This is a genomic window from Fodinicola acaciae (genome assembly GCF_010993745.1).
Classification (GTDB): Bacteria; Actinomycetota; Actinomycetes; order Mycobacteriales; family HKI-0501; genus Fodinicola; species Fodinicola acaciae.
The window spans coordinates 132971-158368 of sequence record NZ_WOTN01000003.1; the positions used below are offsets into that span (position 1 = coordinate 132971).

At 68.1% G+C, this 25398-nt stretch carries 21 protein-coding genes; 9 read left to right on the plus strand and 12 right to left on the minus strand.

Annotated features, from left to right (window positions below; all coding sequences use genetic code 11):
• Positions 1 to 155: 155 nt before the first annotated feature.
• A complete protein-coding gene (locus GNX95_RS27000) occupies positions 156 to 1118 on the plus strand; it encodes a hypothetical protein (protein WP_222853979.1) in 963 nt (320 codons plus the stop codon).
• Between the two features lie 151 nt (positions 1119 to 1269).
• Complete coding sequence (locus GNX95_RS27005) at positions 1270 to 2292, plus strand: aldo/keto reductase (protein ID WP_163510383.1); 1023 nt, start codon at positions 1270 to 1272, stop codon at positions 2290 to 2292.
• 33 nt (positions 2293 to 2325) lie between these two features.
• On the opposite strand, the gene GNX95_RS27010 is transcribed toward GNX95_RS27005, so the two are convergent.
• Entirely contained in the window at positions 2326 to 2859 is a 534-nt protein-coding gene (locus tag GNX95_RS27010; RefSeq protein WP_163510385.1) for a P-loop nucleotide/nucleoside kinase family protein, read from the minus strand.
• A gap of 177 nt (positions 2860 to 3036) precedes the next feature.
• Between GNX95_RS27010 and GNX95_RS27015 the strand changes: the two genes are divergently transcribed.
• Positions 3037 to 4446, plus strand: a complete 1410-nt coding sequence (locus GNX95_RS27015) for a dolichyl-phosphate-mannose--protein mannosyltransferase (RefSeq protein WP_163510394.1) — start codon at positions 3037 to 3039, stop codon at positions 4444 to 4446.
• Positions 4447 to 4455: 9 nt separating this feature from the next.
• On the opposite strand, the gene ffh is transcribed toward GNX95_RS27015, so the two are convergent.
• From ffh to GNX95_RS27040, 5 genes are all read right to left on the minus strand, one after another.
• Positions 4456 to 5979, minus strand: a complete 1524-nt coding sequence (ffh, locus tag GNX95_RS27020; RefSeq protein ID WP_163510396.1) for a signal recognition particle protein — start codon at positions 5977 to 5979, stop codon at positions 4456 to 4458.
• 153 nt (positions 5980 to 6132) lie between these two features.
• On the minus strand, positions 6133 to 6615 hold the full coding sequence (locus GNX95_RS27025) for a GyrI-like domain-containing protein (RefSeq protein WP_163510399.1): 483 nt from the start codon (positions 6613 to 6615) through the stop codon (positions 6133 to 6135).
• A 151-nt stretch (positions 6616 to 6766) separates the two neighbouring features.
• Entirely contained in the window at positions 6767 to 8995 is a 2229-nt protein-coding gene (locus tag GNX95_RS27030) for a [protein-PII] uridylyltransferase (RefSeq protein WP_163510400.1), read from the minus strand.
• The gene (locus tag GNX95_RS27035) at positions 8982 to 9320 is read right to left on the minus strand and encodes a P-II family nitrogen regulator (protein WP_163510403.1); all 339 of its coding nucleotides are present in this window, start codon (positions 9318 to 9320) and stop codon (positions 8982 to 8984) included. The genes GNX95_RS27030 and GNX95_RS27035 overlap by 14 nt, the downstream gene beginning before the upstream one ends.
• Positions 9317 to 10678, minus strand: coding sequence for an ammonium transporter (locus GNX95_RS27040; protein WP_187369709.1), 1362 nt, complete (start codon positions 10676 to 10678; stop codon positions 9317 to 9319). The genes GNX95_RS27035 and GNX95_RS27040 overlap by 4 nt, the downstream gene beginning before the upstream one ends.
• A gap of 190 nt (positions 10679 to 10868) precedes the next feature.
• Between GNX95_RS27040 and GNX95_RS27045 the strand changes: the two genes are divergently transcribed.
• The 4 genes from GNX95_RS27045 (at position 10869) to GNX95_RS27060 (ending at position 13933) form a co-directional block, all read left to right on the plus strand.
• Positions 10869 to 11624 (plus strand): DUF2207 domain-containing protein, encoded by a 756-nt coding sequence (locus tag GNX95_RS27045; protein ID WP_163510404.1) that lies wholly within the window; start codon positions 10869 to 10871, stop codon positions 11622 to 11624.
• A 70-nt stretch (positions 11625 to 11694) separates the two neighbouring features.
• Positions 11695 to 12594, plus strand: a complete 900-nt coding sequence (locus GNX95_RS27050) for a TIGR04222 domain-containing membrane protein (RefSeq protein ID WP_163510406.1) — start codon at positions 11695 to 11697, stop codon at positions 12592 to 12594.
• A gap of 23 nt (positions 12595 to 12617) precedes the next feature.
• The gene (locus GNX95_RS27055; protein WP_163510408.1) at positions 12618 to 13436 is read left to right on the plus strand and encodes an MbnB/TglH/ChrH family RiPP precursor modification enzyme; all 819 of its coding nucleotides are present in this window, start codon (positions 12618 to 12620) and stop codon (positions 13434 to 13436) included.
• Positions 13433 to 13933, plus strand: coding sequence for an SCO6045 C-terminal-like domain-containing protein (locus tag GNX95_RS27060; RefSeq protein ID WP_163510410.1), 501 nt, complete (start codon positions 13433 to 13435; stop codon positions 13931 to 13933). The genes GNX95_RS27055 and GNX95_RS27060 overlap by 4 nt, the downstream gene beginning before the upstream one ends.
• On the opposite strand, the gene GNX95_RS27065 is transcribed toward GNX95_RS27060, so the two are convergent.
• Genes GNX95_RS27065 through GNX95_RS27075 form a run of 3 tightly spaced genes read right to left on the minus strand, consistent with a single transcriptional unit; the run spans position 13900 to position 17004 of the window.
• Positions 13900 to 15468 carry an ABC transporter permease gene (locus GNX95_RS27065; RefSeq protein WP_163510412.1) on the minus strand — a complete coding sequence of 523 codons (1569 nt, stop codon included), beginning with the start codon at positions 15466 to 15468 and terminating at the stop codon, positions 13900 to 13902. The genes GNX95_RS27060 and GNX95_RS27065 overlap by 34 nt on opposite strands.
• Positions 15468 to 16373: an ABC transporter ATP-binding protein gene (locus GNX95_RS27070; protein WP_163510414.1), complete on the minus strand. Its 906-nt coding sequence runs from the start codon at positions 16371 to 16373 to the stop codon at positions 15468 to 15470. The genes GNX95_RS27065 and GNX95_RS27070 overlap by 1 nt, the downstream gene beginning before the upstream one ends.
• Positions 16366 to 17004, minus strand: coding sequence for a TetR/AcrR family transcriptional regulator (locus tag GNX95_RS27075; protein ID WP_246281772.1), 639 nt, complete (start codon positions 17002 to 17004; stop codon positions 16366 to 16368). The genes GNX95_RS27070 and GNX95_RS27075 overlap by 8 nt, the downstream gene beginning before the upstream one ends.
• Before the next feature lie 184 nt (positions 17005 to 17188).
• Between GNX95_RS27075 and GNX95_RS27080 the strand changes: the two genes are divergently transcribed.
• Together GNX95_RS27080 and GNX95_RS27085 are read left to right on the plus strand one after the other, a co-directional pair.
• Entirely contained in the window at positions 17189 to 17569 is a 381-nt protein-coding gene (locus GNX95_RS27080) for a hypothetical protein (RefSeq protein WP_163510417.1), read from the plus strand.
• 13 nt (positions 17570 to 17582) lie between these two features.
• The gene (locus GNX95_RS27085) at positions 17583 to 19088 is read left to right on the plus strand and encodes an alkaline phosphatase D family protein (RefSeq protein WP_163510418.1); all 1506 of its coding nucleotides are present in this window, start codon (positions 17583 to 17585) and stop codon (positions 19086 to 19088) included.
• Positions 19089 to 19684: 596 nt separating this feature from the next.
• On the opposite strand, the gene GNX95_RS27090 is transcribed toward GNX95_RS27085, so the two are convergent.
• From GNX95_RS27090 to helR, 3 genes are all read right to left on the minus strand, one after another.
• On the minus strand, positions 19685 to 22249 hold the full coding sequence (locus GNX95_RS27090; protein ID WP_163510419.1) for a M14 family metallopeptidase: 2565 nt from the start codon (positions 22247 to 22249) through the stop codon (positions 19685 to 19687).
• A gap of 116 nt (positions 22250 to 22365) precedes the next feature.
• Entirely contained in the window at positions 22366 to 23163 is a 798-nt protein-coding gene (locus tag GNX95_RS27095) for an exodeoxyribonuclease III (RefSeq protein ID WP_163510422.1), read from the minus strand.
• Positions 23164 to 23173: 10 nt separating this feature from the next.
• On the minus strand, positions 23174 to 25327 hold the full coding sequence (helR, locus tag GNX95_RS27100) for an RNA polymerase recycling motor ATPase HelR (protein ID WP_163510424.1): 2154 nt from the start codon (positions 25325 to 25327) through the stop codon (positions 23174 to 23176).
• Between the last annotated feature and the right edge of the window lie 71 nt (positions 25328 to 25398).

Genomic DNA, 25398 nt, shown 5'->3' on the forward strand with positions numbered 1-25398 from the left:
CCCACTTCCCCGCTCCCCGACCCTCCCGCCTCTTTGGTCGCATGGCCACCATGCGTGCGTCCAACGCAAGCATGGTGGCCATGCGACCAACCGGTTATCCACAGGTGAGAAATTAGGTCAGCGCGGCCAGAGGCGCACGGTTCAGGATGTAGCTCATGAAACGGGGCCGATGGGCTGACCAGCCGGAGCTTCTGCGCAAGCGCAGCAGGCTCAACGTGATCAAGGCAAGCACGCTTCGCGAGCTTGGCATGAAGGACAGCACGATCTATCGCCGCTGTCGTCCGGACGGGCCTTGGCGTCGACTGCTGCCAGGCATCATCCTTCTCCAGTCGTCACCTCCGACCGCGGACCAGCGTGCGGTGGCCGCACTCCTGTACTGCGGGCCACTGAGCCAGATCACTGGCGCCGAGGCGTGTCGCCGCCACGGTCTGCGCCTGCCAAAACTCGGGGACGACCGTCTCCACCTTCTCAATCCGCACGAGACGAAGGTCGGCAGCAGCGGCTTCGTGCTGATCGAGCGAACGGCTCGCCTGCCGGAGCCGGTGGTGCGCGAAGGCATCCCGCTGACGCCTCTCACCCGAGCCGTACTCGACCTCACCAGGCGGATCCCGGAGGTCGAGCCGGTTATGCAGCTGGTCATCGAAGCGATCCAGCGGGGCCACTGCGTGCCAGAGGCGATGTCGAAGGAGTTGGAGATCGGTGGCCGACGCGGCTCCGCCATTCCTCGCCAGGTGCTCTCGCGGATCACCGACCTCCGTTCCGTCGCGGAATCTCACGGTCGCGACCTGAGCATGCGGATGAAGGTGCCTCCGTCGGACTTCAACGTCGACGTGTACGACGCCAACGGCAGGTACATCGGCAGGCCTGATCAATGGTGGGACCACATCGCCTTGGCACACGAGATCGACTCGTTCGACTTCCACTTCTGGAAGGACGACTACGCACGTACCGTTCAACGCGACACTCGATACGCGGCCGCTGGGATCATCGTCGTACGCACGCTGCCATCGCGGATCCTGCAGGAACCGGACGAGGTGCTGGCCGAGCTGGAAGCGGCGTATCAGGCGGCGCTCGCGCGACCGCGGCCCACCGTCCGCGCGATTCGTCGCGCCGCCTAGTTCGCATGGCCACCATGCTTGCGTTGGACGCAAGCATGGTGGCCATGCGGACTTTAACCACGTGCGGTGATGAATGGGATCGGAATCTTGTGTTGGACGGGGGCGGTAACCGAGGCGGAGGGTGATGGCACAGGCCACGTGGAGGAGTGAGATGGAATTCCGTACGCTCGGCGGCACCGGGACGATCGTGTCGACGCAGTGCCTTGGCACGATGACGTTTGGCAACGAGAGCAGCGAGGAGGTGTCGCACGCCCAGCTCGACCGGTTCGTCGAGGCGGGCGGCAACTTCATCGACACCGCCAACGTCTACTCGCGCGGCGTCTCCGAGGAGATCGTGGGCCGCTGGCTGGCCGGGAGCGGCCGCCGCGACGAGGTGGTGATCGCGACCAAAGGCCGCTTCGCGATGGGTGACGGACCCAACGACGTCGGCCTCAGCCGTACGAGCCTGACCCGCGCACTCGACGCGAGCCTCAAGCGGCTGCAGGTGGACACCGTCGACCTCTACCAGGCACACGCCTGGGACGCACTGACGCCGATCGAGGAGACGCTGCGATTCTTCGACGACGCGGTGAAAGCCGGCAAGATCCGGTACGCCGGCGTCAGCAACTTCCTCGGCTGGCAACTGCAAAAGGCCGCCATGCTCACCGACATCCTTGGCCTCACGCCGATCGTGACGCTGCAGCCGCAATACAACCTGCTGGTACGCGAGATCGAGTTCGAACTCGTCGACGTGTGCGAAAACGAAAACATCGGCATCCTGCCGTGGTCGCCGCTCGGCGGCGGCTGGCTGACCGGCAAATACCGCCGCGACCAGACGCCGACCGGCGCCAGCCGGCTCGGGGACGATCCCGAGCGAGGCATGGAGGCGTACGCGCCGCGCAACGCGCAGGAGCAGACCTGGCAGGTCATCGATGCCGTGCGCAAGATCGCCGAGTCGCGTGGCGTGAGCATGGCGCAGGTGGCGCTGGCCTGGACGGCCGACCGGCCGGCGGTCACGTCCGTGATCCTCGGCGCGCGGACGGTCGAGCAGCTCGACGACAACCTCGCCGCCGCCGGGCTGCACCTGAGCGACGAGGAGACCCGGCTGCTCGACGACGTGAGCGGCCCGATCGTCGGCGAATACCCATACGGTCCACAGGGTCGCGCGCAGCGCGCCTCCGGCCGCGAGCTCTGAGCGTTTTACGACGAGGTTTGGCGCACAATCCGGTCACCGCGCGAAAGACGGCCTGCCAAGCAAAGCGGTGAGCCGAGTGGTGAGGTCGTCGAGGTCGACAGGTCCTGACGTGTCGACCTCGACGAGGGGTCCGATCCCCACCGGCTGCCGGTATTCGTCGAGCGACGACGCGGCCAACGTCGTCAGGGCGTGCGCCGGATGAGCCGTACGCGCGCGTTCGGCGTAGCGGCGGATGATCTCCGCATCCGAACAACGGCAGCGAACTTCGACGAACCGGGCGTCGAGCCGGCGCAGGTGCTCCTGCTCGATCGCGCTGCCAGGCCGGAAATTCGCCTCCAGGATCACCTCCGGACACTGCGCGGCGACCAGCCACAGCACTTCCATGGCCGCCGCGCCGATCCGGCGCGACCAGGCGAGGTCACCCGCCGGTCCGCCCATTGCGTCGAAGATCGTTTCCTTGAGGTCGTCCTTGCTGATCAACGGCAGGTCCAACCGCTTGGCCAGCGCACGCGCCAATGTCGTCTTTCCGGCCGCCGGCGGGCCGGATACCAGAAGCACCAACCGCACGCGCCCAGCCTACAACGACGGTTGTCAGGGCCCGATGATCTCGCGGCAGGTAACGTGCTTTCGAGAGATCGCGGACAAGCTGCGGTGGACGTAGGAGACAAATTCGCATTGGCGCAAGTCCAGCTTCAGTGGCGTGCTGACGTCCGTCGCGGCCGTGAGGGCCGATGCGCTGACCGCGTGAGGTTCAACGACCGCTGGCTCTCCTGGGTCCTGGCGATCGCCGTCACCGCCATCGGCGGCGTCCTCCGCTTCGCATACCTGGCGCGACCGCACGACCAGAAGGCCGGCGCGCTGGTCTTCGACGAGATCTACTACGTGCCAAACTCCTGGTCGTTGCTGCACAAAGGCTATGAGCTCGGCGGCTATGACCTGTCCAAGCACGGCGAGTTCATGGCCCATCCGCCGATGGGGAAATGGTGCATCGCGGTCGGCCAGGCGCTGTTCGGCAACACGCCGTTTGGCTGGCGGTTCAGCGCGGCGGTCGCCGGCACCGTTGCGATCCTGTTGCTCGTACGCATCGCGCGGCGGCTGTTCGACTCGACGTTGCTTGGCTGCGCCGCCGGTCTGCTCCTGGCACTGGACGGCCTTGCCCTGGTGGAAAGTCGCACGGCGCTGCTCGACATCTTCCTGATGACCTTCGTGCTGGCGGCTTTCGGCTGCCTGCTGCTCGATCGCGATCGACGCCGTACGACCAACACACGTGTGCCTTGGTGGCTGTTGGCGGCTGGCCTGCTCACCGGCGTGGCCACGGGAGTCAAGTGGAGCGCGATCTACTTCGTACCGGTTTTCGCGGTTTTGGTGGTGTGGTGGGAAATCGGCCGGCGGCGGCTGGCCGGTGCCGACCGGCCGGTACGCGGGGCGTTGCTTTTCGGCACCGGCTGGATCGCCGTTTTCGTTGGCTGCGCGCTGATCGCGTACGTGGCGACCTGGACCGGCTGGCTGGTGACCAGCACTGGCTATGACCGCAATTTCTACGCCGACCACAACGGCCATCCGCTGCCGCCGGTCGTCAACGCGCTTTACAACCTCGGCGTCTATCACTACGAGATGTACCATTTTGGCGCCACGCTTGACAGACCGCACACCTACCAGTCGCAGCCGTGGAGCTGGCTGGCGATGCTGCGACCGGTGGCGTACGGCTATTCGACGGCCGGTCCGTGTGGTTCCGCTGAGTGTTCCGCGGAAACTCTGGCGCTCGGTACGCCGACACTGTGGTGGAGTTTCCTGCCCGCGCTGGCCGCCTGCTGCTGGCAGTGGATCGCGCGACATGACTGGCGCGGTGCGGCGGTGGTGATCTGCGCAGCCGCCGGCATCGTGCCGTGGCTGGCTTTCCCCAACCGTACGATGTTTTTCTTCTACGCGTTGCCGTCGCTGCCGTTCCTGATCCTGGCGGTGACGCTCGTACTGGGGATCGTGCTCGGCGACTCCTCCGCGAGCCTGCAGAGAAGGCAGGCCGGCGCGCTCGCCGCCGGCGCGTACGTCGTCATGGTCACGCTGACTTTTGCCTTTTTCTGGCCGGTCTACACCAGCGAGATGCTCACGTACGCCCAATGGCGGCTGCGGATGTGGCTGCCGTCCTGGATCTGACGCGCATGCCTAAGGCTTCTTGCGGTTTTGCAGTTGGTTGAAGTCGATCTGCGGCATTTGGAAGTTGGTCGGCAGGCCGCCGGCGCCAGGCGGGACCGGGCCGCCGGGTGGCAGCTGACCGAGCGGGTTGGCGGCGCCGCGCCGGACCGTACGACCGGCCTTGCCACCTTTGCGTTTGTTTTTCGGCGACTTGGTGGCCTTGCGGCGGCCGCCGAGGCCCGGCAGCCCCATCTGGCCACCCATCTGCTTCATCATCTTGCGCATCTCGAAGAAGCGGTCGACCAGCTGGTTGACGTCGGTGACCGTGACGCCGGAGCCGTTGGCGATGCGCAGCCGGCGCGAGCCGTTGATGATCTTCGGATCGGCGCGCTCGGCCGGGGTCATGCCGCGGACGATCGCCTGCACGCGGTCGAGATGCTTCTCGTCGAGGTCGGCGAGCTGGTCCTTCATCTGCGCGGCGCCGGGCAGCATGCCGATCAGGTTGCCGAGCGGGCCGAGCTTGCGTACGGCCAGCATCTGCTCCAGCAGGTCCTCCAGCGTGAAGTCCTCGCCACCGGTGATCTTGGCGGCCATCCGCTGCTGCTGCTCGGCGTCGAAGGCGGTCTCGGCCTGCTCGATGAGCGTGAGCACGTCACCCATGCCGAGGATGCGCGAGGCCATCCGGTCGGGGTGGAAGACGTCGAAGTCCTCCAGCTTCTCGCCGGAGGAGGCGAACATGATCGGCTGGCCGGTGACGTGGCGTACGGACAGCGCGGCGCCACCGCGAGCGTCGCCGTCGAGCTTGGAGAGCACGACGCCGGTGAAGCCGACGCCGTCGCGGAAGGCCTCGGCCGTACGCACCGCGTCCTGACCGATCATCGCGTCGACCACGAACAGCGTCTCGTCCGGCGACACCGCGTCGCGGATCGCGGCGGCCTGCGCCATCAGCTCCTCGTCGATGCCGAGGCGGCCGGCGGTGTCGATGATGACGATGTCGCGCATCGCGCGCCGCGCGTGATCGATGGACGAGCGTGCGACCTGCACGGGGTCGCCGACGCCGTTGCCCGGCTCGGGCGCGTACACCTCCACGCCGGCGCGCTCGCCGACGACCTGCAGCTGCTGCACCGCGTTGGGGCGCTGGAGGTCGGCCGCGACCAGCATCGGCTGGTGGCCGTTCTTGCTGAGCCAGCGGCCGAGCTTGCCGGCCAGCGTGGTCTTGCCGGCGCCCTGCAGGCCGGCGAGCATGATGACGGTCGGCGGGTTCTTGGCGAACTGGAGCCGGCGCGTCTCGCCGCCGAGGATGCCGATCAGCTCCTCGTTGACGATCTTGATGACCTGCTGGGCCGGGTTGAGCGCCTGCGAGACCTCGGCGCCGCTCGCGCGCTCCTTGATCGCCTTGATGAAATCCTTGACGACCGGCAGGGCCACGTCGGCTTCCAGCAGCGCGACGCGGATCTCGCGGGCCGTACGGTCGATGTCGGCGTCGCTCAGCCGGCCCTTGGAGCGCAGCGACGAGAAGACGGCGGAGAGCCGGTCGGAAAGTGTGTCGAACACGTGGCAGCAGTCCTCGGATCGCGAGCGGGCTAACTCCCTAAGCCTAACGACCTCTGGCCGTACGCGATGGCGGCATGGCCGTACGCGGCGATCGGGCCGGATGGTCGCATGGCCACCATGCGTGCGTCTGACGCACGCATGGTGGCCATGCGGCTAGGCGAGCTTGAAGGCGAGGTCGGTCTCCCACTTGGTCACGTCCGGCTGCGTGGTGGGGTCGGTCTGGTAGATCTCCAGCCGGCAACCCCAACGCTCACCGTCGCGGTCCCAGGTCAGTCCCTGCTGGTCGGCCCACGTCAGCAGGGCCGCCGTGGCGTCGACGAGCTGGCTCGGCGGACCGACGTGCGTGACCGTCGCGTACCGGCCGGCCGGGATGACGCCGCTGATCATCTCCGGCGCCGGGTCGACCGGGGTCTGGGTCGGTACGCCGGCCTCCATCTCCAACTCGCGGCCCATGTCGATCACGTTGTACTTGAGGAAAGGCGCGCCGGCCAGCGGGATGTCGTTGGCCATCAGCCAGCCGACGACGTCACCGATCCGGTCGGCGATGGCCGGGATGGAGGCCATGGTGACGGTGGCCCGGTAGGCGACGTACGGCTGCTCGTCGCGGGTCACGATGGTGGGTTGTGGAGTAGTCATGACCACACAGACCGTCGCACGCGGCGAAACTCATCGACGACCCTCCGACAAGATTTTTTGTCATGCGGCCTCTCAACCCACCCCCCACCCGACTCTGGGTGGGGGCCCAGATTGGCAGGTGGGTATGACAGTTTCGAGCCGTAGCAGGTAGTCAGGCGGTGGGGTCGGCGGCGGTGAGTACGGCCTTGTCGACCAGGTCGCGGGCGGCCGGGTCGGCGTAGGAGCCGTCGAGGTAGAAGGTGTCGACGGCGTCGACACCGAAGGTGGATACGCGCGCGCGGTCGACCTTGGCGCCGACGGACTCCAGCGCGGCGGTGACGCGATAGAGCAAGCCGGGCGAGTCGGCTGCGCGCAGCTCCAGCACGGTCCCGGCGCTGGCGGCACCGGCGACCCAGACGACGCGCGGTGGTGGGGCGGACGAAGGGCGGTACGAGCGGCGCATCGCACCGATCCGGCGGGACACGTCCAGCTCACCCCGGATGGCGCGGCGCAGCTCGCCGGACAGCAGCGTCGCGTCCGGCCACGAGCCAAACCGTGGCTGTGCCACCAATACGACGACGGCCATGCCGGCGACGGTACGCGCGTCGGCCGACAGCACCTCCAGACGATGGACGGTCAGGACGCCGGCCGCGGCGGCGAGCAGGCCACGCGAGTCCGGCGCGACGACGGTGACGGCACTGTCGTCGACCCACACGGCCAGCTCGCCGGAGTCGGCCAGGGCCAGCAGCTGCGACCCCAGCGGCGGCGGATCCGGCAGCTCACCTTCGCCGATCAACGCGTGCGTACGCTCCACCAGCGTCGACACCAGGCCGGCGCGCCAGTCGGTCCACACGCCGGCGCCGGTGGCGACCGAGTCGGCCTCGGTCAACGCGTACAACAGATCCAGCACCTGCTGGTCGTGACCGACCGCCTCGGCAGCGGCCTGGATCGTCACCGGATCGTCCAAGTCGCGGCGGGTGGCCAGCTGCGGCAGCGTCAGATGCCGGCGTACGAGCCGCCGGATCACCTCGACATCGGCGGCGTCGAAGCCCATCCGTTGCGCGTACGCGGCGGCGATCGGCGCACCTTCCACACTGTGGTCGCCGGGCAGGCCTTTTCCTATGTCGTGCAACAAAGATCCGACCAGCAGCAGGTCCGGCCGCGACACCCGGCGGGTGTGCCGGGCGGCCTGCGTCGCCGCCTCGACCAGATGGCGGTCGACGGTGAAGCGGTGCATCGGATTGCGCTGCGGCAGCGACCGTACGCGGCTCCACTCCGGCAACCACCGCTCGACCAGGCCGTGCCGGTCGCACGCCTCCCACACCGGTACGGCGGCCTCGCCGGTCCCGAGCAAGGACACCAAAGTCTGCCGAGCGGCAGCCGGCCACGGGACGGGCAGCTCGGCCCGCGACCGAGCGAGCCAGCTCAGCGTGTGCGTACTGATCGGCAACCGCGCATGAGCGGCCGCGGCCGCGACTCGCAGCGGCAGCAACGCGTCGGTGTCCGGCCGGGCCTCACGCGCCAGCACGACCTCACCGTCCTGCTCGACGACACCGTCGGCCAGCGGCCGCCGGTCGGGCTTGCCTCTGCGCAGCAGTCGCCGCCGGCCGGCCGACCATCTTTCCACCGCCAGCCAACAGGTTTCCGCGGCGTAGGCGATGCTGCGCGCGTCGTCGGCGACCCGCCGCAACAAGGCGTCGGAGTCGGCCAGGCCGAGCCGCTGAGCGACGTTTTCCTGCTCCTGCAGGCGCAACGTGTCCTTGCCGCGACCGGTCACCTCGTGCAATGCGTGTCGTACGTCCAAAAGTCGCTCGTACGCCTCGCGCGCGGCCGGCGACGGTCCCTCGGCGACCTGCGCATAGCCGGCACCGCGGATCGCCAGCAGGTCACGCAGGCCACCACGCGCTTCTTTCAGGTCGCCTTCAAGCAAAAACGCCAGCTCGCCATAGCGTTCCCAGCGCTGTAAGGAAGACTCGCGCAGCGCGGCGAGGTTGCGGGCCGCGTCGGCGCGCCAAGCCGCGCGCAATCGGGCCCCGAATGTGACGGCCAGGTCCCGGTCGCCGGCCACATAGCGCGCGTCCAGCATGCCGAGCGCGGCGCGTACGTCCTCGCCGGCGACCTTGGCCGCCTGCTTGAGCGTACGCACCGAATGGTCCAGACCGACGCCGGAATCCCAGACCGGATACCAAACCTTGTCGGCGATCTCGGCCACATTGGACAGTCCATCGTGGACGAGGACCAGGTCGACGTCGCTGCCCGGCACGCAGTCGCGGCGGCCGAGGCTGCCGACCGCGACCAGCGCGACGCCCGGCACGTCCGGCAGCAGCCCGGCCAACCACGCGTCCAGCCGGTCGGCGATCGCGCGCCGGCCGGCCGGACCGACCGCTTCAGAGTGCGTCAAAATCCCGCTCGCCGGTGCGTACGCGCACCACCTGCTCGACCGGGGTGACCCACACCTTGCCGTCACCGATCTTGCCGGTCCGCGCCGCGGCCACGATCGCCTCCACGACCTTGTCTGTGTCGTCCTCGTCGACCAGCACCTCGATGCGCACCTTCGGCACGAAGTCGACGGTGTACTCGGCGCCGCGATAGATCTCGGTGTGGCCTTTCTGCCGGCCGTAACCCTGCACTTCGGACACCGTCAGGCCGTTCACGCCGAGCGCGGCGAGCGCGTCCTTCACGTCGTCCAGCCGGAACGGCTTGACGACCGCGGTCACCAGTCTCACGACTCCTCCTTGCCAGCCTTGACCGGCTCGGCCTTCGGCGGCGCCACCGGCACTGGCGCCGAGTTGATCCGGCCGGCCAGGCCGCCGCCGGTGACGAAGAACTCGTACGCCGACTCCGCGTGCGAGGTGGTGTCGACGCCAGTGGCCTCGTCCTCCTCGGTGATCCGGAAGCCGATCGTCTTGTCCACGATCTTGCCGAGTATCCAGCTCAGCACGAAGGAGTACACCGCGACCAGCACGACACCGATCGTCTGCTTGCCCAGCTGGGCGAGGCCGCCGCCGTAGAACAGGCCGGCCGCGCCGGGCGTACCGGGATGCAGGATGCCGGTGACCCAGCCGTCGGCCAGGAAGCCGATGATCAGCGAGCCGGCGATGCCGCCGACCAGGTGGACGCCGACCACGTCGAGCGAGTCGTCGAAGCCGAGCTTGTATTTCAGGCCGACCGCGACGGCACACAGCGCGCCGGCGACCAGGCCGACCACGATGGCCCCCATCGGACTCACCGAGGCACAGGCCGGTGTGATCGCGACCAGGCCGGCCACCGCGCCGGAGGCCGCGCCGAGCGTCGTCGACTTACCGTCGCGCAGCTTCTCCACCAGGATCCAGGCGAGCAGCGCGGCACCGGTGGCGACCTGCGTGTTGATGAACGCGACACCGGCCTGGAAGTTGGCGGCGACCGCGGAGCCGGCGTTGAAACCGAACCAGCCAAACCACAGCAGGCCGGCGCCGAGCAGCACCAGCGGCAGGTTGTGCGGTTTGAACTTCTCCTTCGGCCAGCCCAGCCGCTTGCCGAGTACGAGCGCGAGCGCCAGGCCCGCGGCGCCGGCGTTGATGTGGACGGCCGTACCGCCGGCGAAGTCGAGTACGCCGAGCCGGTCGCCGAGCAGGCCACCCTTACCGCCGTCGAACATGAAGACCCAGTGCGCCACCGGGAAGTAGACGATGGTGACCCAGAGGCCGACGAACAGCATCCAGCCGCCGAACTTGGCGCGGTCGGCGATCGCGCCGGAGATCAGCGCCGGCGTGATGATCGCGAACATCAGCTGGAACGCCGAGAACACCAGCGTCGGCAGCGTGCCGGAGGTGCCGTCCAACGCGCCGCCGGCCAGGCCGACGTACTTCAGGTTGCCGATCAGGCCGCCGAACGCGTCCGGCCCGAAGCTCAGCGAGAACCCGTAGAGCACCCACAGGATGCTGACCAGGCCGATCGTCGCGAAGCTCATCATCAGCATGTTCAGTACGCTCTTGACGCGTACCATTCCGCCGTAGAAAAACGCCAGGCCGGGCGTCATCAACAGCACCAGTGCAGAGCTGGCCAGCAGCCAGGCGGTGTCGCCAGAGTCGATCTTCACAGGCATCCTCCTCGTGAGGACACGGTGGCTGCTGGCTGTTTCGGCTCCGGTTCACCGGCATTTCGTTGATGTTCCGCAATGTTTCGATCCTGTAACGACACCGGTGCGCGTTCGACATATCACCGCAAGTGCACGATCGGTGGCCGTTCGGCCAGACCTGCCGGCGATTGTCGGCGGTCGCCGGCACACTCGGGACATGGAGTATGTGAGCGCGGCCTTCGGCGTCGCGGCCGGGGCGTTGGTGGCCATGTCGCTGCTGGCCGCGGTCGCGCTGGTCGTGCTGGCGACGATGTGGCGGATCGCCGAATGGGTGCGGGTCGAGGCGGCCAGCCGGATCGACGCCGGCCTGACGCCCGACCTGGTCGGATATCTTCGCGGCGGCGGTGAAGCTGCCTTGCTGGCGTCGATCGCGCGGCTGCACGCGTCCAACGCCATCGGCCAGCCGGGTTTGGTGGCGACCGGGCCGTACGCCGGCGGCACACGGCTGGACTCCGCCGTCTACGCGGAGATCAGCGCGAAACCCGGGCGCGGCTTCGGCGACCTGGCGCGGTCGGCGAGCGTGGTCGCCGCTGTCGAAGCGGTCAGGGACACGCTCAAAGCCGGCGGCTATCTCGGCAGGCGGTCCGGGCGATGGCTGCGCCGCTGGGGCCGGCTGGTGTCCGTGCTGATCGGGATGTCCGGGTTGGCAGTTGGGCTCTTCAGCGTGTACGGGCGGTCCAGCGGCGGTGAGCTGACCGCGTTTCTACTGGTCGGGTCGGCGGTCGCCAGCTTCGTCCTGTTGGGGGTGCTGATCAGGGACCGCCGGCTCAGCGCGCGCGGCGAAGGTGCCGTGCGGCACCTGGCGCGCCGAGCACCGGAGTGGCCGTACGCCGTCGCCATCCACGGTGGGCCGGCCATCTGGAGCGTCGATCCGGCGTTCGCGGCGGCGGCCGGCATTCCGGGCCAGGTCTGACCGGAAAGCCGGGGACTCCCGCTGGCATGGTTGCGGCACACTGTGCTCACGAGCAGATCGGGGGTCGACAATGCCGACGTACGCAGCCGCTGGTGACACCTGGGGGATCTCCGGACCGGCCTTCCTTGGCCTGTACGCGTTCCTGCTCCTCGCCGGGATCGTCGTGGTGGTGGCCGCCAACATCCTGATCCGGCAGTGGAGCCGGCCGGCCGGCGAGGTGACGCTCACGCCGAGCGAAGCCGCGGTGTTGCGACACCGCGGCCAGCTGACACCGGTGTTGGCGGCGCTGGCCTACCTTCGTGCCGCCGGAGCGATCGCGACGACCGGCACGACGGCTCTGCGCGCGACCGGACCGCTGCCGGCCGGGTCTGGTCCGGTGGAAGCGGCCGTCCATCACGCGATCGCCAGCGGCGCCACGAAACTGTCGACGCTGCAGCACGACCCGCGGGTGGCGAGCACGATCACCGGCGTACGGGCCGACCTGGACCGGCGCGGCATGATCGAGCCGTTCGTGCTGGCGGTCTATCGGATGACGGCCAGCCTGGGGCTGGTCTTCGTCCTCGTGCTCGGCATCGTGCGCATGGTCGCCGGCACGCTCAACGGGAAGCCGGTCTCCAACCTGCTGGTGTTCGTCTTCCTCACCGGCGCCGCGATCGTGGTGGCGCTCATCGTCGGCGCGCGGAAGCGGCTGCCGGCCGCGGCGAAGGCCGGCCTGGACACGCTGCGGCGGCGTACCGGCGCCGACCGCCGCTATGCCGGCGCGTCGCAGCTCGCCGGACCGCTCGGCGCCGCGGCGTCGGTGGCGTTGTTCGGCGCGGCGGCGATCTGGGCCACCGATCCGGAGATGGCCGCCGCCGCCGGCGTACCGCGCATGACGAGCGGAGCCAGCGGCGGTGGCGACAGCGGTGGAAGCGGTGGCGGCTGCGGTGGTGGAGGTGGCTGTGGCGGCGGTGGAGGCTGCGGAGGCTGAGCGCTGCCTGAGAGGATCGAGGCATGGGACCGCTGAGCGGACGGGGACTCGGGATCGGCTGGCGGCCGGAGATCCACGCGTACGTCTCCAGGCTGCCAGGCCTGCGCTGGTGCGAGATCATCGCCGAGTCGGCGCGGCACACCGTGCCTGAGGGTCTGGACACGCTGATCGACCGCGGCGTCGCGGTCGTCGCGCATGGCACGCGGCTGTCGCTCGGAGGCGCCGAGCCGCTGGAGCCGGGTCGCGTCGCCGGGCTCGCGAAGGCCGCCGAGCTGCTGGGCTCGCCGCTGGTCAGTGAGCACATCGCATACGTACGCGCGGATGGCACCGAAGCCGGCCACCTGCTGCCGGTCCCCCGCAGCCGCGACGCGCTCGAGGTGCTGGTCGACAACGTGAAGCAGGTGCAGGCCGAGCTGCCGGTGCCGATCGCGCTGGAACCGATCGCGGCGCTGTTGGAGTGGCCCGACCAGGAGTTCACCGAGCCGCAGTTCCTGACCGAGATCTTGCAGCGTACGCAGGCATATCTGCTGCTGGACGTGGCCAATCTCTATGCCAACGCACGCAATCACGGTCGTGACGCGCTCGCGGAGCTCGACCAGCTGCCGCTCGAGCGCATCGCATATTGCCATGTCGCCGGTGGATCCGAGCGCGGCGGCCTCTATCACGACACGCACACCGATCCGACGCCGCCGGAGGTGCTGGAGCTGGTCGCCGAGCTGGCACGCAGGTCGCCGCGGCCGGCGCTGATGCTGGAGCGCGACGGCAACTATCCGCCGGCCGCCGAGCTGACCGCCGAGCTCGACTCGATCGCCGACGCCGCCGGCTGGGACCGGATCACATGACGCCACGCGAGCGGCTGGCGGCGAGGCAACGCGAGCTCGTACGAGCCCTGGTGGCCGGTGCCGCGGCGCCGGCCGGCTTCGATGAGTCGCGCGTACGCGCCACCGCTCGCGCGCTGCTTTCCAAGCGTGCTGGCGAAATCGCGGCCACCTGGCCACGGCTGCGGGTCGGCCTGGACGACCGGTTTCGCCAGCTGTTCTTCGACTGGGCCGACGGCCGGCCACCGCTCGGCGCTCTGGTCGACGGCTTTCTGTTCGCCGGCGACCTGGCCGACGCCGACGCGCTGCCGCAGCTCGGAGCCGAGGAGCTGGCGGACGTACGCGCGTGCCTTTTCCTTACCTCGCGCCAACATCTGCACCGGCGTCCCGGTTTCGCGGTCGGCCGCGCGACGATCGCGTCGTCCGATGGCGGCGGCACGGCGATCACGTACGCTGTCCGCGGCCGCATCCTGCACCGTCGCCGCGGTCACGGGGTGAGGTCGCGGCGGCGCCAGGAATAGAGGCCGATGGCGACCAGGGCGGCGGCGATCAGGGTCAGCCAGAGCAGGTTGACCGGCGACGCGCCGCCGGCCACCAGCACACTCGGCGTCGCCGCGTACGGCGACAGGAACGACACGTCGTCGACGATCCGGAACTCCGCCAACAGGTCCAGCAGCAGGAAAACGCCGAGCACGGTCCAGGTCAGCGCCGCGGCAAGCCGTGGCAGCAGACCGAAAAACGCGACGCCGAGACCGACCAGGATCCAGGTCGCCGGCACGTACGCCAGCGTCGCGAGCACCGAGGCGGCCAGTCGGCCGGAGGAGATCCCGGCACCGATTCCCAGCGCCAGCAAGGCAATCACCGCGCTGGCGAGCGCGACGACCAGGTGGCCGGCGATCCATCGCAGCCGGCCGACCGGCGCCGCCAACAGCGGCTCGGCCCGGCCGGCCGCCTCTTCCGACCGTGTCCGCAGGACACCGATGATCGCCACGCCGGTCACGATCTGGCTGATGACGTAAAGGACGACGGCGAAGAAGACGGCGGAGATGCGTGCGCCAGGACCGCCAAGAGCCGCCGCGTACGCGCGCATGGCCGGCGTGTTGAGCTGCTGGTCCAGGCCGCTGGACGCGAAACCGAGCAACAGACCCAAAAGCGCGAAGCTCACACACCAACCGACCAGCTGGCCACGCTGCAACCGCCAGGCCAGCGCGGTCGATCCGGTCAGCCAGTGCGTCGCACGTTCGCGGCCGAGCCGTGCCGGCAGCAGGCCACCGGCCACGTCACGACGCACAGACAGCGCGTACGCGCCGGCCGCCAGCGCCGCTGTTGCCAGGACCGGCAGGGAAAGCACCCACCAGTCGTCGGTGGCGTACGGTTTCGCCAGCCGCGACCAGCCAAACGGCGACAGCCACACCAGCCACGTGCCGGTCACGTCGCCGAGGCCGCGCAGCACGAAAAACGCGGCGGCGACGGCCACCGCGATCGACCGTCCGGCCGCGGCGCTCTGCGAGATCTGCCCGGTCATCCCCGCGAGCGCGGCGAAAACCCAGCCGCCGATGCCGATCGCCAGGCCGAACAGGAACGAACCGCCGGCCGGCTGTCCGACCGCGATCAGTCCGATCGCCGCCAACAGGCCAAGCGCGAGATTCGCCGCCATGACAACCAGAAGTGCGGCGGTCAGTGGCGCGTGCCGGCCGACGACGGTGGCGCCGACCAGCTCGCGCCGACCGGCCTCCTCCTCGACGCGTGTGTGCCGGATGACCAGCAGGATGCTGATCAGGCCGCCGATGATCAACGACGACGAGCTCAGCGTCCACGAGGTCAGGCCCCCGACACTGGACGAGAAGACCGTGCCACGCGTGAAAAGCTCTGCCGGGCTGCCGGCGACGCCGGCAGCGAACGCCGCTCTTTCGGCCGCGTTCTTGTAAAGGCCGTTCGTCGAGACGGCGACCGTCATCGGCAGCAGCGCGGTGATGAGGATCCACGCCGGCAGGATGACGCGGTCACGCCGTACGACCAGTCGCACCAGCGAGCCGGTGCCAGCCAACGCGTCCATCAGACGCCCACCTTCTCCGGCTCGGCGTCGTGGTAGTGCCGCAGGAAAAGCTCCTCCAGCGTCGGCGGCTGGCTGGTCAGGCCGCGTACGCCGGTCGACACCAGCCGGCCGAGCAACGCGTCCAGAGCGGCGGAGTCGACCTGGCACCGCAACCGGTCGCCGTCGACGTGGATGTCATGTATGCCAGGCAAATCGTCCAATGCCGGCACCGGTCCGGCCAGCTCCGCCGTCACCGACGTGCGCGTCAGGTGTCGCAGCTCCGGCAACGTGCCGGACTCGACCGTACGACCCGACCGTACGATGCTGACGCGGTCGCAAAGTGCCTCGACCTCGGACAGAATGTGGCTGGACAGCAACACGGTCCGCGATCGCCGGCGCTCCTCTTCGATGCACTGGTTGAAAACCGCCTCCATCAGCGGGTCGAGCCCGGAGGTCGGCTCGTCCAGGATCAGCAGCTCCACGTCGGACGCGAGCGCCGCGACCAACGCGACCTTCTGCCGGTTACCCTTGGAATAGGCGCGACATTTCTTCCTGGTGTCGAGCTCGAAACGCGTCACCAGCTCGGCGCGCCGTTTCGGGTCGATGCCACCGCGCAACCGACCGAGCAGATCGATCACCTCGCCACCGGACAGCGTCGGCCACAGCGTGACGTCCCCTGGCACGTACGCGAGCCGGCGGTGCAACTCGGTCGCGTCACGCCACGGATCGCCGCCGAGCAGCCGGACCTCGCCGTCGGTCGGCCGCATCAGGCCGAGCAGGATGCGGATCGTCGTCGTCTTGCCCGCGCCGTTTGGACCGAGGAAACCGTGCACCTCCCCCGCGCGCACCGACAGGTCGAGGCCGTCCAATGCGCGCGTACGTCCGAAATGCTTCACCAGGCCGCTGATGCTGACAGCCTCACTCATCGCTTTCCCCTTGCTGGTAACGGCTGATTCCGTCGCGCGCCAGATCGACGATGTCTTTTCCGACGAACTCCGGCGAAATGATGTCCAGACCGGCGCGTCCGACCCGATGGATCGCGTCGCCGTTGAGCGCGTCGGCGCCGAGTGCGCGCGCGACGTGGTTGTGCAGCACCGTGACGCCGAGCTTCATCGCGGTGAAGACGGCCGCCTGTGCGCGATTGTCGCTGAGCGGTTTTTCCGCGTGCTGCTTGAGATATCGCTCGGTTATGTCGACGATCTCGTCGAACATGGCGGCCGCCGCCGGCGATCCGTCGACCAGCGCGCGGCCGAGATAGGCCATCACCGGCGGTGCGGTTTCGTAGGTGGACGACAGAAACTCCGGGTCGTCGAGGTGCCGGTCGTCGATCGCCGTCCTGGTCGCGCCGCGGATGTAGTCCATGACGTACTCGTCGCAGGCCTCGCGCAGCTTCTCCTTCGAACCGAAGTGATGCTGGACGAGCGCCGGCGACACGCCAGCCGCCTCGGCCACCGCGCGGATCGTCGTGGCCTTGATGCCGCGCTCGCTCAACATCGCCAGCGCGGCATTGCGGATCCGCGCTCGCGCCGTCAGGTCCTCATCGCTCACTGAACGCACAACCAGCATCCTATACATACGTACAGCCATTTGTACAGTCGACCAGCTCGACCGCGTTCAGCGTTGGAAAGGCATATTTCGGGTCGCGTTTAACGACCGCTGAATCGCAGCTTGGGTGGAAGCCTTCCACTGTTAATGGTTTGTCGGTAAAAATCGTCATCGAAGCCGCCAGCAGGAGGACGCCATGACCGGTCTGCGAAGGTTCACGCTCACGGCGGGACTTGCCGCCGCCATCCTCGCGGCCGGCGCTCCGGCGTACGCCGACAGCAGCCGCTGCACGTCGGACAGCGGCTGCGCCGGCAAGGCGACGTTTGCCTCCTACGGAGAAGTTTTCACGGTGTACGACCAGAAAGCCGACGGCCACTCGGCCGCGCTGCTCTACTGGCTGCCGGACGGCGTCGGGCCGATCTACGTGTGGAACCACAGCGGCAACGGCACGTCCGTCAAGGCCGACCTGGAGCTGCCCGAAGGCAGCTGGGTCACCTATCGGGTCTGCCTCGGCGAATACGGCACGAAGCAGATCATCGCCTCGACCTGCGGCGCCACCATCACCGACTACGCCTAGAAAGGCCGCTGTGATGCCAAAACTCAGTCGCCGTACGTTCATCCTCGGCTCGGTCGCGGCCGGTCTGCTGACGATGCCGGGGATCGCCACCGCCGCCTTGCGCTATCCGTTTGAGCTCGGCGTCGCTTCCGGCGATCCACGGCCGGACGGCATGGTGCTGTGGACCCGGCTGGCGCCGGCGCCGTTGGACGTCGGCGGCGGCATGGGCACCGCGAATGTGGCCGTACAGTGGGAAATCTCCAAGGACGCCAACTTCGCGACCATCGCCGCCTCCGGCACCGAGACCGCGGTCGCCGGCGAGGCGCACAGCGTGCACGCCGAGCCGCGCGGCCTGGCCGCCGGCACCGAGTATTACTACCGTTTCAAGACCGGCGAGCACGTTTCTCCGGTCGGACGCACCAAAACCGCGCCGGCCGCCGGAGTCGAGCCGGCGTCGGTGACGTTCGCGATGGCCTCCTGCGCACATTTCGAGGAAGGCTGGTATCACGCGTATCGCGGCATCGCCAACGACGACCCGGACCTGGTGCTGTTTCTCGGCGACTACATGTATGAGAAGCAGTCCGGTCAGTCCACCAAGGTGCGCGGCTATGTGGACTTCGACGAGACCGACACACTCGACGAGTATCGCGTACGCTATGCGCAACACAAGACCGATCCCTATCTGCAGGCCGCACACGCGGCCGCGCCATGGCTGGCGGTTTTCGACGACCACGAGCTGAAGAACAACTGGTGGGGCTATCAGTCCGATGTCACCGCCACCCGGAAACAGGCCGCATTCCAGGCATTCTGGGAAAACATGCCGATGCCGAAGTCGATGAAGCCGGCCAACGCGGCCATTCCACTCTATCGGCGCGTCGGTTGGGGATCGTTGGCGCGTTTTCACATGATGGACACCCGGCAATATCGGTGGAAGCAGGCGCCAAACAACAACAACACAAACTGCACCGAGCTGAACCGCACGGACCGTACGCTCACCGGCGTGGCACAGGAGAAATGGCTCCTCGACGGCCTCGCCGCCGGCGGCTCGCGCTGGGATTTCCTCGGCCAGCAGGTGTTTTTCGCCTCGCAGGACAACGACGGCGCCGCGAGCACCTGTGACGTCAACGAAGACGCTTGGGACGGATATCCGGCCAGCCGCAAACGTATCGCCCAAGGCATCGTCGATCGGCACGTCCGCAACCCGATCGTGCTGACCGGTGACGTACACCGCCACTGGGCCAACGACCTGCGCGTCAACTACTTCGACCACGCCTCACCGCTGTTCGGCTCGGAGCTGGTCACCACCTCTGTCACGTCCAACGGCGGCACCGGTACGCCGGCGGGATTGGACAAGAATCCACATCTGCATTATGTGGCCAACAAGCGCGGATATGTGCGGGTCACGTTTACTCCGGCGCAGTTGACGGCCGAGTTCATGACGGTGTCGTCGGTGTTTGAGAAGGATCCGGCGAAGGTGACGATCGGTGTGGAGAAGCGGTATGTGGTGCAGGACGGTGTGGCTGGGTTGCATTCGGCGTAGGCGCGGGGCTCCCTGCGTGCGATAGATCAAGCGTACGTTGGGTAAATGGGTTGCGTCTCTTGTTTGTTGCGTCGGGTGGATGGTGGGCTTTCTAGTTGTTGCGTTGGGGAGGTGGTTGCGTTTTCTGTTTGTCGCGTCAGGGGGTGGTGGGTTTTTCGCCTGCGCGGCGGGCGCTCCTGCGCGGAGGGCGACCTCAAGGGAGGGGCGCGTGGATGCCAATCGGTGTGCATGGGGGTGCGGGCGGGGGTTTGTGGGCGGGGCTGGGTTTTCTGGGCAAGCCAGGTCACGTGTGGGAAGCAACCCGTCGGATGGAGCCGATGATCTTTGCTGTAGCGCTAAATGTCTGCCTTGCCGGTTTGTGTTGTGGTGGTAAGGCCTCCTTACGTGCGTCTGACGCACGCATGGGGGCCTTGCGAACATCGAGTGGCGGCGGGGGTGGCGCTGGTGTGACTGGTATGGCTGACAAGACATCAAAACGGACATCTTTGCCGGCCAGCAGTCATGACAGCATCCGCGAACCTCTCAAGGCGGACATTTAGGCCGCGCCCTCCCCTTGAGGTCGCCCGCGCGAAGGGGAGGGCGCAACCAGCAACCAGCTACACCTTCTCGGTCGACAAATACAGGGAATTGAACAGGAGCTTGAAAGTGCCGTGCGCCTGCGCGCGATGCTGGACGCTGAGGCCCAGCAACACGACCCGTCCCTTGCCAAACGGCGCATTGACCACGCTGCTCCGGCCGGCGACGACGTCCGCGCCCAGGAGCCAGCCGCTGCGCAGAATGCCAGCCTCAGGATAGCGTACGGGAGTCGAAATGCCGTCGGCGTTCGGGACGAAGGCGGGGCTGTGGTCAGAGTACGCGTCGAGATTGGCCGGCAGACCGTAGGTGACCGGGTCGGTCTCCACACGGTTGGCCACCACCGAACCAGGAGAATAGTATTTCGTCGACGGCAGGCCGGAAGTCACATCGGTGACCGGCAGGCCAAAGCCCTTGATCGGCAGCTCCGACGCGCCGTCGACGGTCACGATCGTGCCGCCGTCGGCGGCGAACTTGCGGAGGTTTTCCACGCCGGCAGCTGTCATGCCACCGGCATACTCCGGCGGGATGGTGCCGGCTTTCAGGCCGTCGCGCATCCGAGCGTACGTCGCGTCCGGGAGCACGATGACGTCATATTTAACGGAAAGATTGCCTGCGCGTACGTCCGCGTCGTGGACCTGCTGATAGCCGAAGGAAAAACCTTCCAGAACATAACGCGTCCAGCCTTCGTCGGCATTGCCGCCCCAGCCGTGATAGAGACCGACACGCGGCGCTTTCACCGCGACGGCACCGGACGGCTCGGCGTCGACAGCGGCGACGGTCAGGCCATAACGCTTGGCCTCGGCCAAAACCTGCGGATCGCGTACGAGGAACGTGCCGGCCGGCCACTGGCCGAGTGAGGTCGCCACCGGTGCGGTCGTACGCGTGACGGCGACACCGCGAGCCATCAGCCGGTTCATCGCGGCGAACGAATCATTCTGCCGCGTGTCCACGGCGTACGCGTATTTTGGCAAACCGGAGGGCACGACGGCCGGCGGCACCGGCGCTGTCGTCACCGTGCGGCTGTTCACGTTGAACGGAGCCGAAATCTTGTCGACGGTCACACCCATCTGATACTGCAGCGTCCAGCCGGCCATGTCGTATGGCCGTTCCGGCGAGCCGTCGGGGTTGCGGCGGTCCGGATACACCTGCGGATTGAGCAGGTCGACCACGGCGGCCCGGTACGGTTGCGCCGCGCGTATGACAAAACTGCCGGCTGGATAGGTCTTTCCGCCGGCGTCAAAGGAAGACAGCGCCTGCTCGACGCGGATGTTGCTCTGCCGTAACACGTTCACCATCTTGGTGGCGGTCGCCGGATCGGCCTGGTCGGCCGGGATCACGTACGACTCGTCGCCGCCGGCCACCACCGCGCGCTTGGCCATCCGATACGAGCCATAGAGCCACTGGAACCGGTCGACGTCGGCCTGGTGCAGATAGGCCCAGCCGGTCGACTCGATGTACGCGCAGCTGTCCGACTGGTGCCACCAGCCGCCTTTCCACGGCGACGGGTAGAAAGCCGACGGCTCGCTGGTCGACACGCCCTGGTACGGGAAGGTCTTGGGGAAGGTCGCCGGATCGTAGTACTTCGGCGTGGCCGAGGCGTGCGAGGTCTCGGTCAGGATGCCGACCTGGTTGTGGAAGGCCGGCGCCGAACGCAGGCCGCCGTTCCACCACTGGTCATACTGCTGGCGCGAGACCGCGCCGACCTTGCCTTCGCGGTCGAGCCGCTGCGTCATCGCGTCGCCGACCGAGTTGATGTCCCGGATGATCTCCGGCGGAATGTTGGGGTTGCTCGGATCCTTGAACGGTGGCACGAAAATCCGCGCCGGGAAGGCGGCCTCCTGGTGGGTGTTGTAGACCAGCTGCGGCGTCCAGTCGTGGAACAGCACCTTGCCGAGGTTGCGGGTTTCGGCCAGGTTGAACATAAACCAGTCGCGGTTGTCGTCGTGACCTGCGTACTTCTGGTAGAGCTCCGGATAGGTCGAGTCACGATAGGGCGTGCCGACGTGCTGCATGTACCAGTCGGAAATCTTGGTGGTGCCGTCCGGGTTGATGTTCGGTACGAACAGCGTCACGACGTTGCGGCGGATCGACCGCGCCTCGTCGGTCTCGGTGGTCACCAGGTCGTATGCGAACTGCGGTGCGGTCTGCGTCGGCGCGACTTCCGTCGAGTGGATGCCGAAGTCGACCCAGGCGATGGTCTTCCCGTCGCTGGCCAGCTGCCGCGCGGTCTTGTCACTGACCGTGCCCTGCGAGAGCTGTTGCGAGATTCGTTGGTATTTGGCCAGATTCTGCGGGGTCAGGTTCTGCGGGTCGGACACGATCGCCATGATCTGGTCGCGGCCCTCGGTGGTCTTTCCGAGGCTGACGATCCGCATCCGGTCCGAGGCCGCGTCCAGTGCGCGGAAATAACGGGTGATCTGCTCGTACGTCGAGAGTTTGTAGTCGGCGCACGGCTTCCAGCCGAGCACCGACTCCGGCCGCGGCGCGACCGACGCGGCCGCGATCGAGCCACTCAACAACGTGCCGCTCAGCGCCAGGCCGATCGCTATCGGCACGGCCACGGCACGTACGTGTTTCCGGCGCATCTTTCCCCCTAGCAAGAGAAATGACGGGCCTGTCGGACCGCCTCAGGCGGCTCGACAGGCCCTGGTCAAACTAATCAAAAACTCATTACTTAGGGAGAGGTTTTCTTTGGCCGGTATCAGACGTCGAGATCGACGACCACAGGCGCGTGATCGGACGGCGACTTGCCCTTGCGCGCCTCGCGGTCCACGTACGAGTCGGTGACCGCGCCGGCGAAAGCCTTGTTCGCGAGCACCAGGTCGATGCGCATGCCGCGGTTTTTCGGAAAGCAGAGCTGCCGATAGTCCCAGTACGTGAACGGATGGTCGTATTTGAGCGGACGCGGCAACAGATCCTGCAGCCCGGTGCCGACCACACCGGCCAGCGCCTCGCGCTCGGGAGCCGTGACATGCGTGTCGCCGGCGAACGCCGCCGGATCCCACACGTCCGCGTCGGTCGGCGCGATGTTGAAGTCACCGAGTACGGCGAACGGCCTCGTCCCCGAGGCGTCGTCGGCGACCGCCGCTCGCAACGCCTCCAGCCAGCGGAGTTTGTAGTAATAGTGCGGATGCTCGACCTCGCGGCCGTTGGGCACGTACACCGACCAGACGCGCACCGGACCGCAGGTGGCCGCGATGGCGCGCGGCTCGGCGATCTCCAGCATCGAGTCCTCGGCCTGGAAACCCGGCTGCTCCGGCAGGTCGCGGACGACCTCGGCGAAGCCGACCTTGGACAGGATCGCCACGCCGTTCCACCGGCCGGTGCCGTGCGCCTCCACCTCGTAGCCGAGCTCGCGCACGTCCTCGTACGGGAACGCGTCGGCCGCACACTTGAGCTCCTGGACACACAACACGTCCGGTTCCGCCTTGCCCAGCCAGTCCAGCACCTGCGGCAGGCGTACGACGATGGAGTTCACGTTCCAGGTGGCGATCCGCACAGCCAGAACCCTAACTGGTCAGGACGACCAGCCGTTGGGTCGCTCGGGTCATCGCCACGTACCGGTCGACCGCTCCTTCGATCCCTGTGCCGAAACGCTCAGGATCGACCAGCACCACCAGGTCAAACTCCAGTCCCTTGGACAGCACCGGCGTCAGCGACCGTACGCGCGGGCGCTCGGCAAACGCCGGATCGCCGATGACACAGGCGGTGCCGTCGGCGTTCTCGGCCAGCCACTCGTCCAGGATCGCGTCCAGCTCGGACACCGATCCGTGCCTGACCGGGATGCCGCTGGCCCGGATCGAGGTCGGCACGTTGGCGTCCGGCAGCGCGGCCCGGATGACCGGCTCCGCCTCGGCCATCACTTCCTCCGGCGTCCGGTAGTTGATCGTCAGGCCCGCCATCGTGACCCGGTCGAGGCCGACCCGCTTGAGCCGTTCCTGCCACGACTCGGTGAAGCCGTGCCTGGCCTGCGCGCGGTCGCCGACGATCGTGAAGCTGCGTGACGGACAACGCAGCAGCAACATCTGCCACTCGGCGTCGGTCAGCTCCTGCGCCTCGTCCACCACGACGTGTGCGTACGGACCGGCGAGCACGTCCCGATCGGAGGTCGGCAGGACGTCCTCGTTGACCAGGCTGACCTGCGCGTCCTCGCCGCGCAGCATGTTCACCAGGCCGATGCCGTCGTCAGGATCGGCGCCGGAGTCGCGCGCGGCCGAGATCAGGTTGTCGACGACCAGGTCCATGTGTGCGCGCTGGTCGGCGAGCGCGGCGGCGCGCCGGCGCTTCTGCCGTGCCGCCGCCGGATCGCCGAGCCGCTGCCGCGCCGCGTCCAGGTAGGGCAGGTCCGAGACCGTCCAGGCCTGCGGATCGCGCCGTTGCAACGCTCGCACCTCCTCGACGCTCAGCCACGGCGCGCATTTGCGCAGGTACGCCGGCACCGACCAGAGATCGCCGACCACATCGGCGGCCTCCAGCAGCGGCCAGGCGGTGTTGAGCGCTGCCATCAGCTCGTTGTTACGCAGCAACGACCGCCGAAGAAGGTCGTCGTCCAGCTCGCCTTCGTACTTGTCGGCCAGGATCTCCAGCAGCTCGCCCAGGATCAGCTCGCGCGCGTCGTTGTGCGGAACGCCGGCCTCTGCCGCGTCGAACGCCTGCGCCCAGTCGGCAGCGGTCAGCCGGATGCCGACACCGTCGACGGTGACCGTCGTGCCTTCCGCCGGCGGCTCCTCGTAGAACCGTACGGCCGGCTCGATCGCCTTCACCAGCTCGGCCGACGCCTTCAGCATCGCCACGTCCGGATCGGTCTCGACGGTCGCGATCGCGCCTTCCGTGACGAGGTCGCGCAGCGTGCAGGTGCGTACGCCCTCCTCGCCCAGACTCGGAAGCACGTCGGCGATGTAGGCCAGATACGGCCGGTGCGGACCGACGAACAGCAGACCGCCGTGCCGGTGGCCGAGACGCGGATCCGAATAGAGCAGGTACGCCGTGCGGTGCAGCGCGACGACGGTCTTGCCCGTACCAGGGCCACCGTCGACGACGAGCGCACCGGACGACCCGGCACGGACGATGGCGTCCTGGTCGGCCTGGATGGTGCCCAGTACGTCCCGCATCCGCGGTGACCGGCTGCTGCCGAGGCTCGCGATGAAGGCCGACTGGTCGTCCAGAGCGGCGGCGTGGCCGACCAGGCCGTCCGGCGTGAAGACCTCGTCCCAGTAGTCGGTGACCTGGCCGCGCGTCCAGCGATAGCGGCGCCGGCTCACCAGGCCCATCGGGTTGGCGTGGGTGGCGCCGAAGAACGGCTCGGCGGCCGGCGACCGCCAGTCGATCAGCAGCTGGCGGCCGGCGCTGTCCTTCAGGCCGAGCCGGCCCACGTACACCGGCTCGGGGTTGTCGGCGCTGACCATGTGACCGAGGCAGAGGTCCACACCGAAGCGCCGCAACGCGCGCAGCCGCGCGGCCAGTCGGTGGACCGCCAGGTCGCGATCGAGCGCGGCCTGTCCCATGCCGCCAGGTGCCCGGCGCTCGGCGTCGAGCTCCGCGGAGATCTCGGCGATCGACCGCTGCAGGCTCTCGGCGATCGCGGCGAAGTGCCGCTCGTCGGCGGCGACCAGCGCCGGATCGGCCTTGGCGGCGAGGTTGTCAGGAAGGTGGAACACGTGCACGCAGTGACTCCGATGTCCGCGGTTTGCTTACGGTCGGTGATTCTGCGGCAGCACCGGGGTCTTGTGGCAAG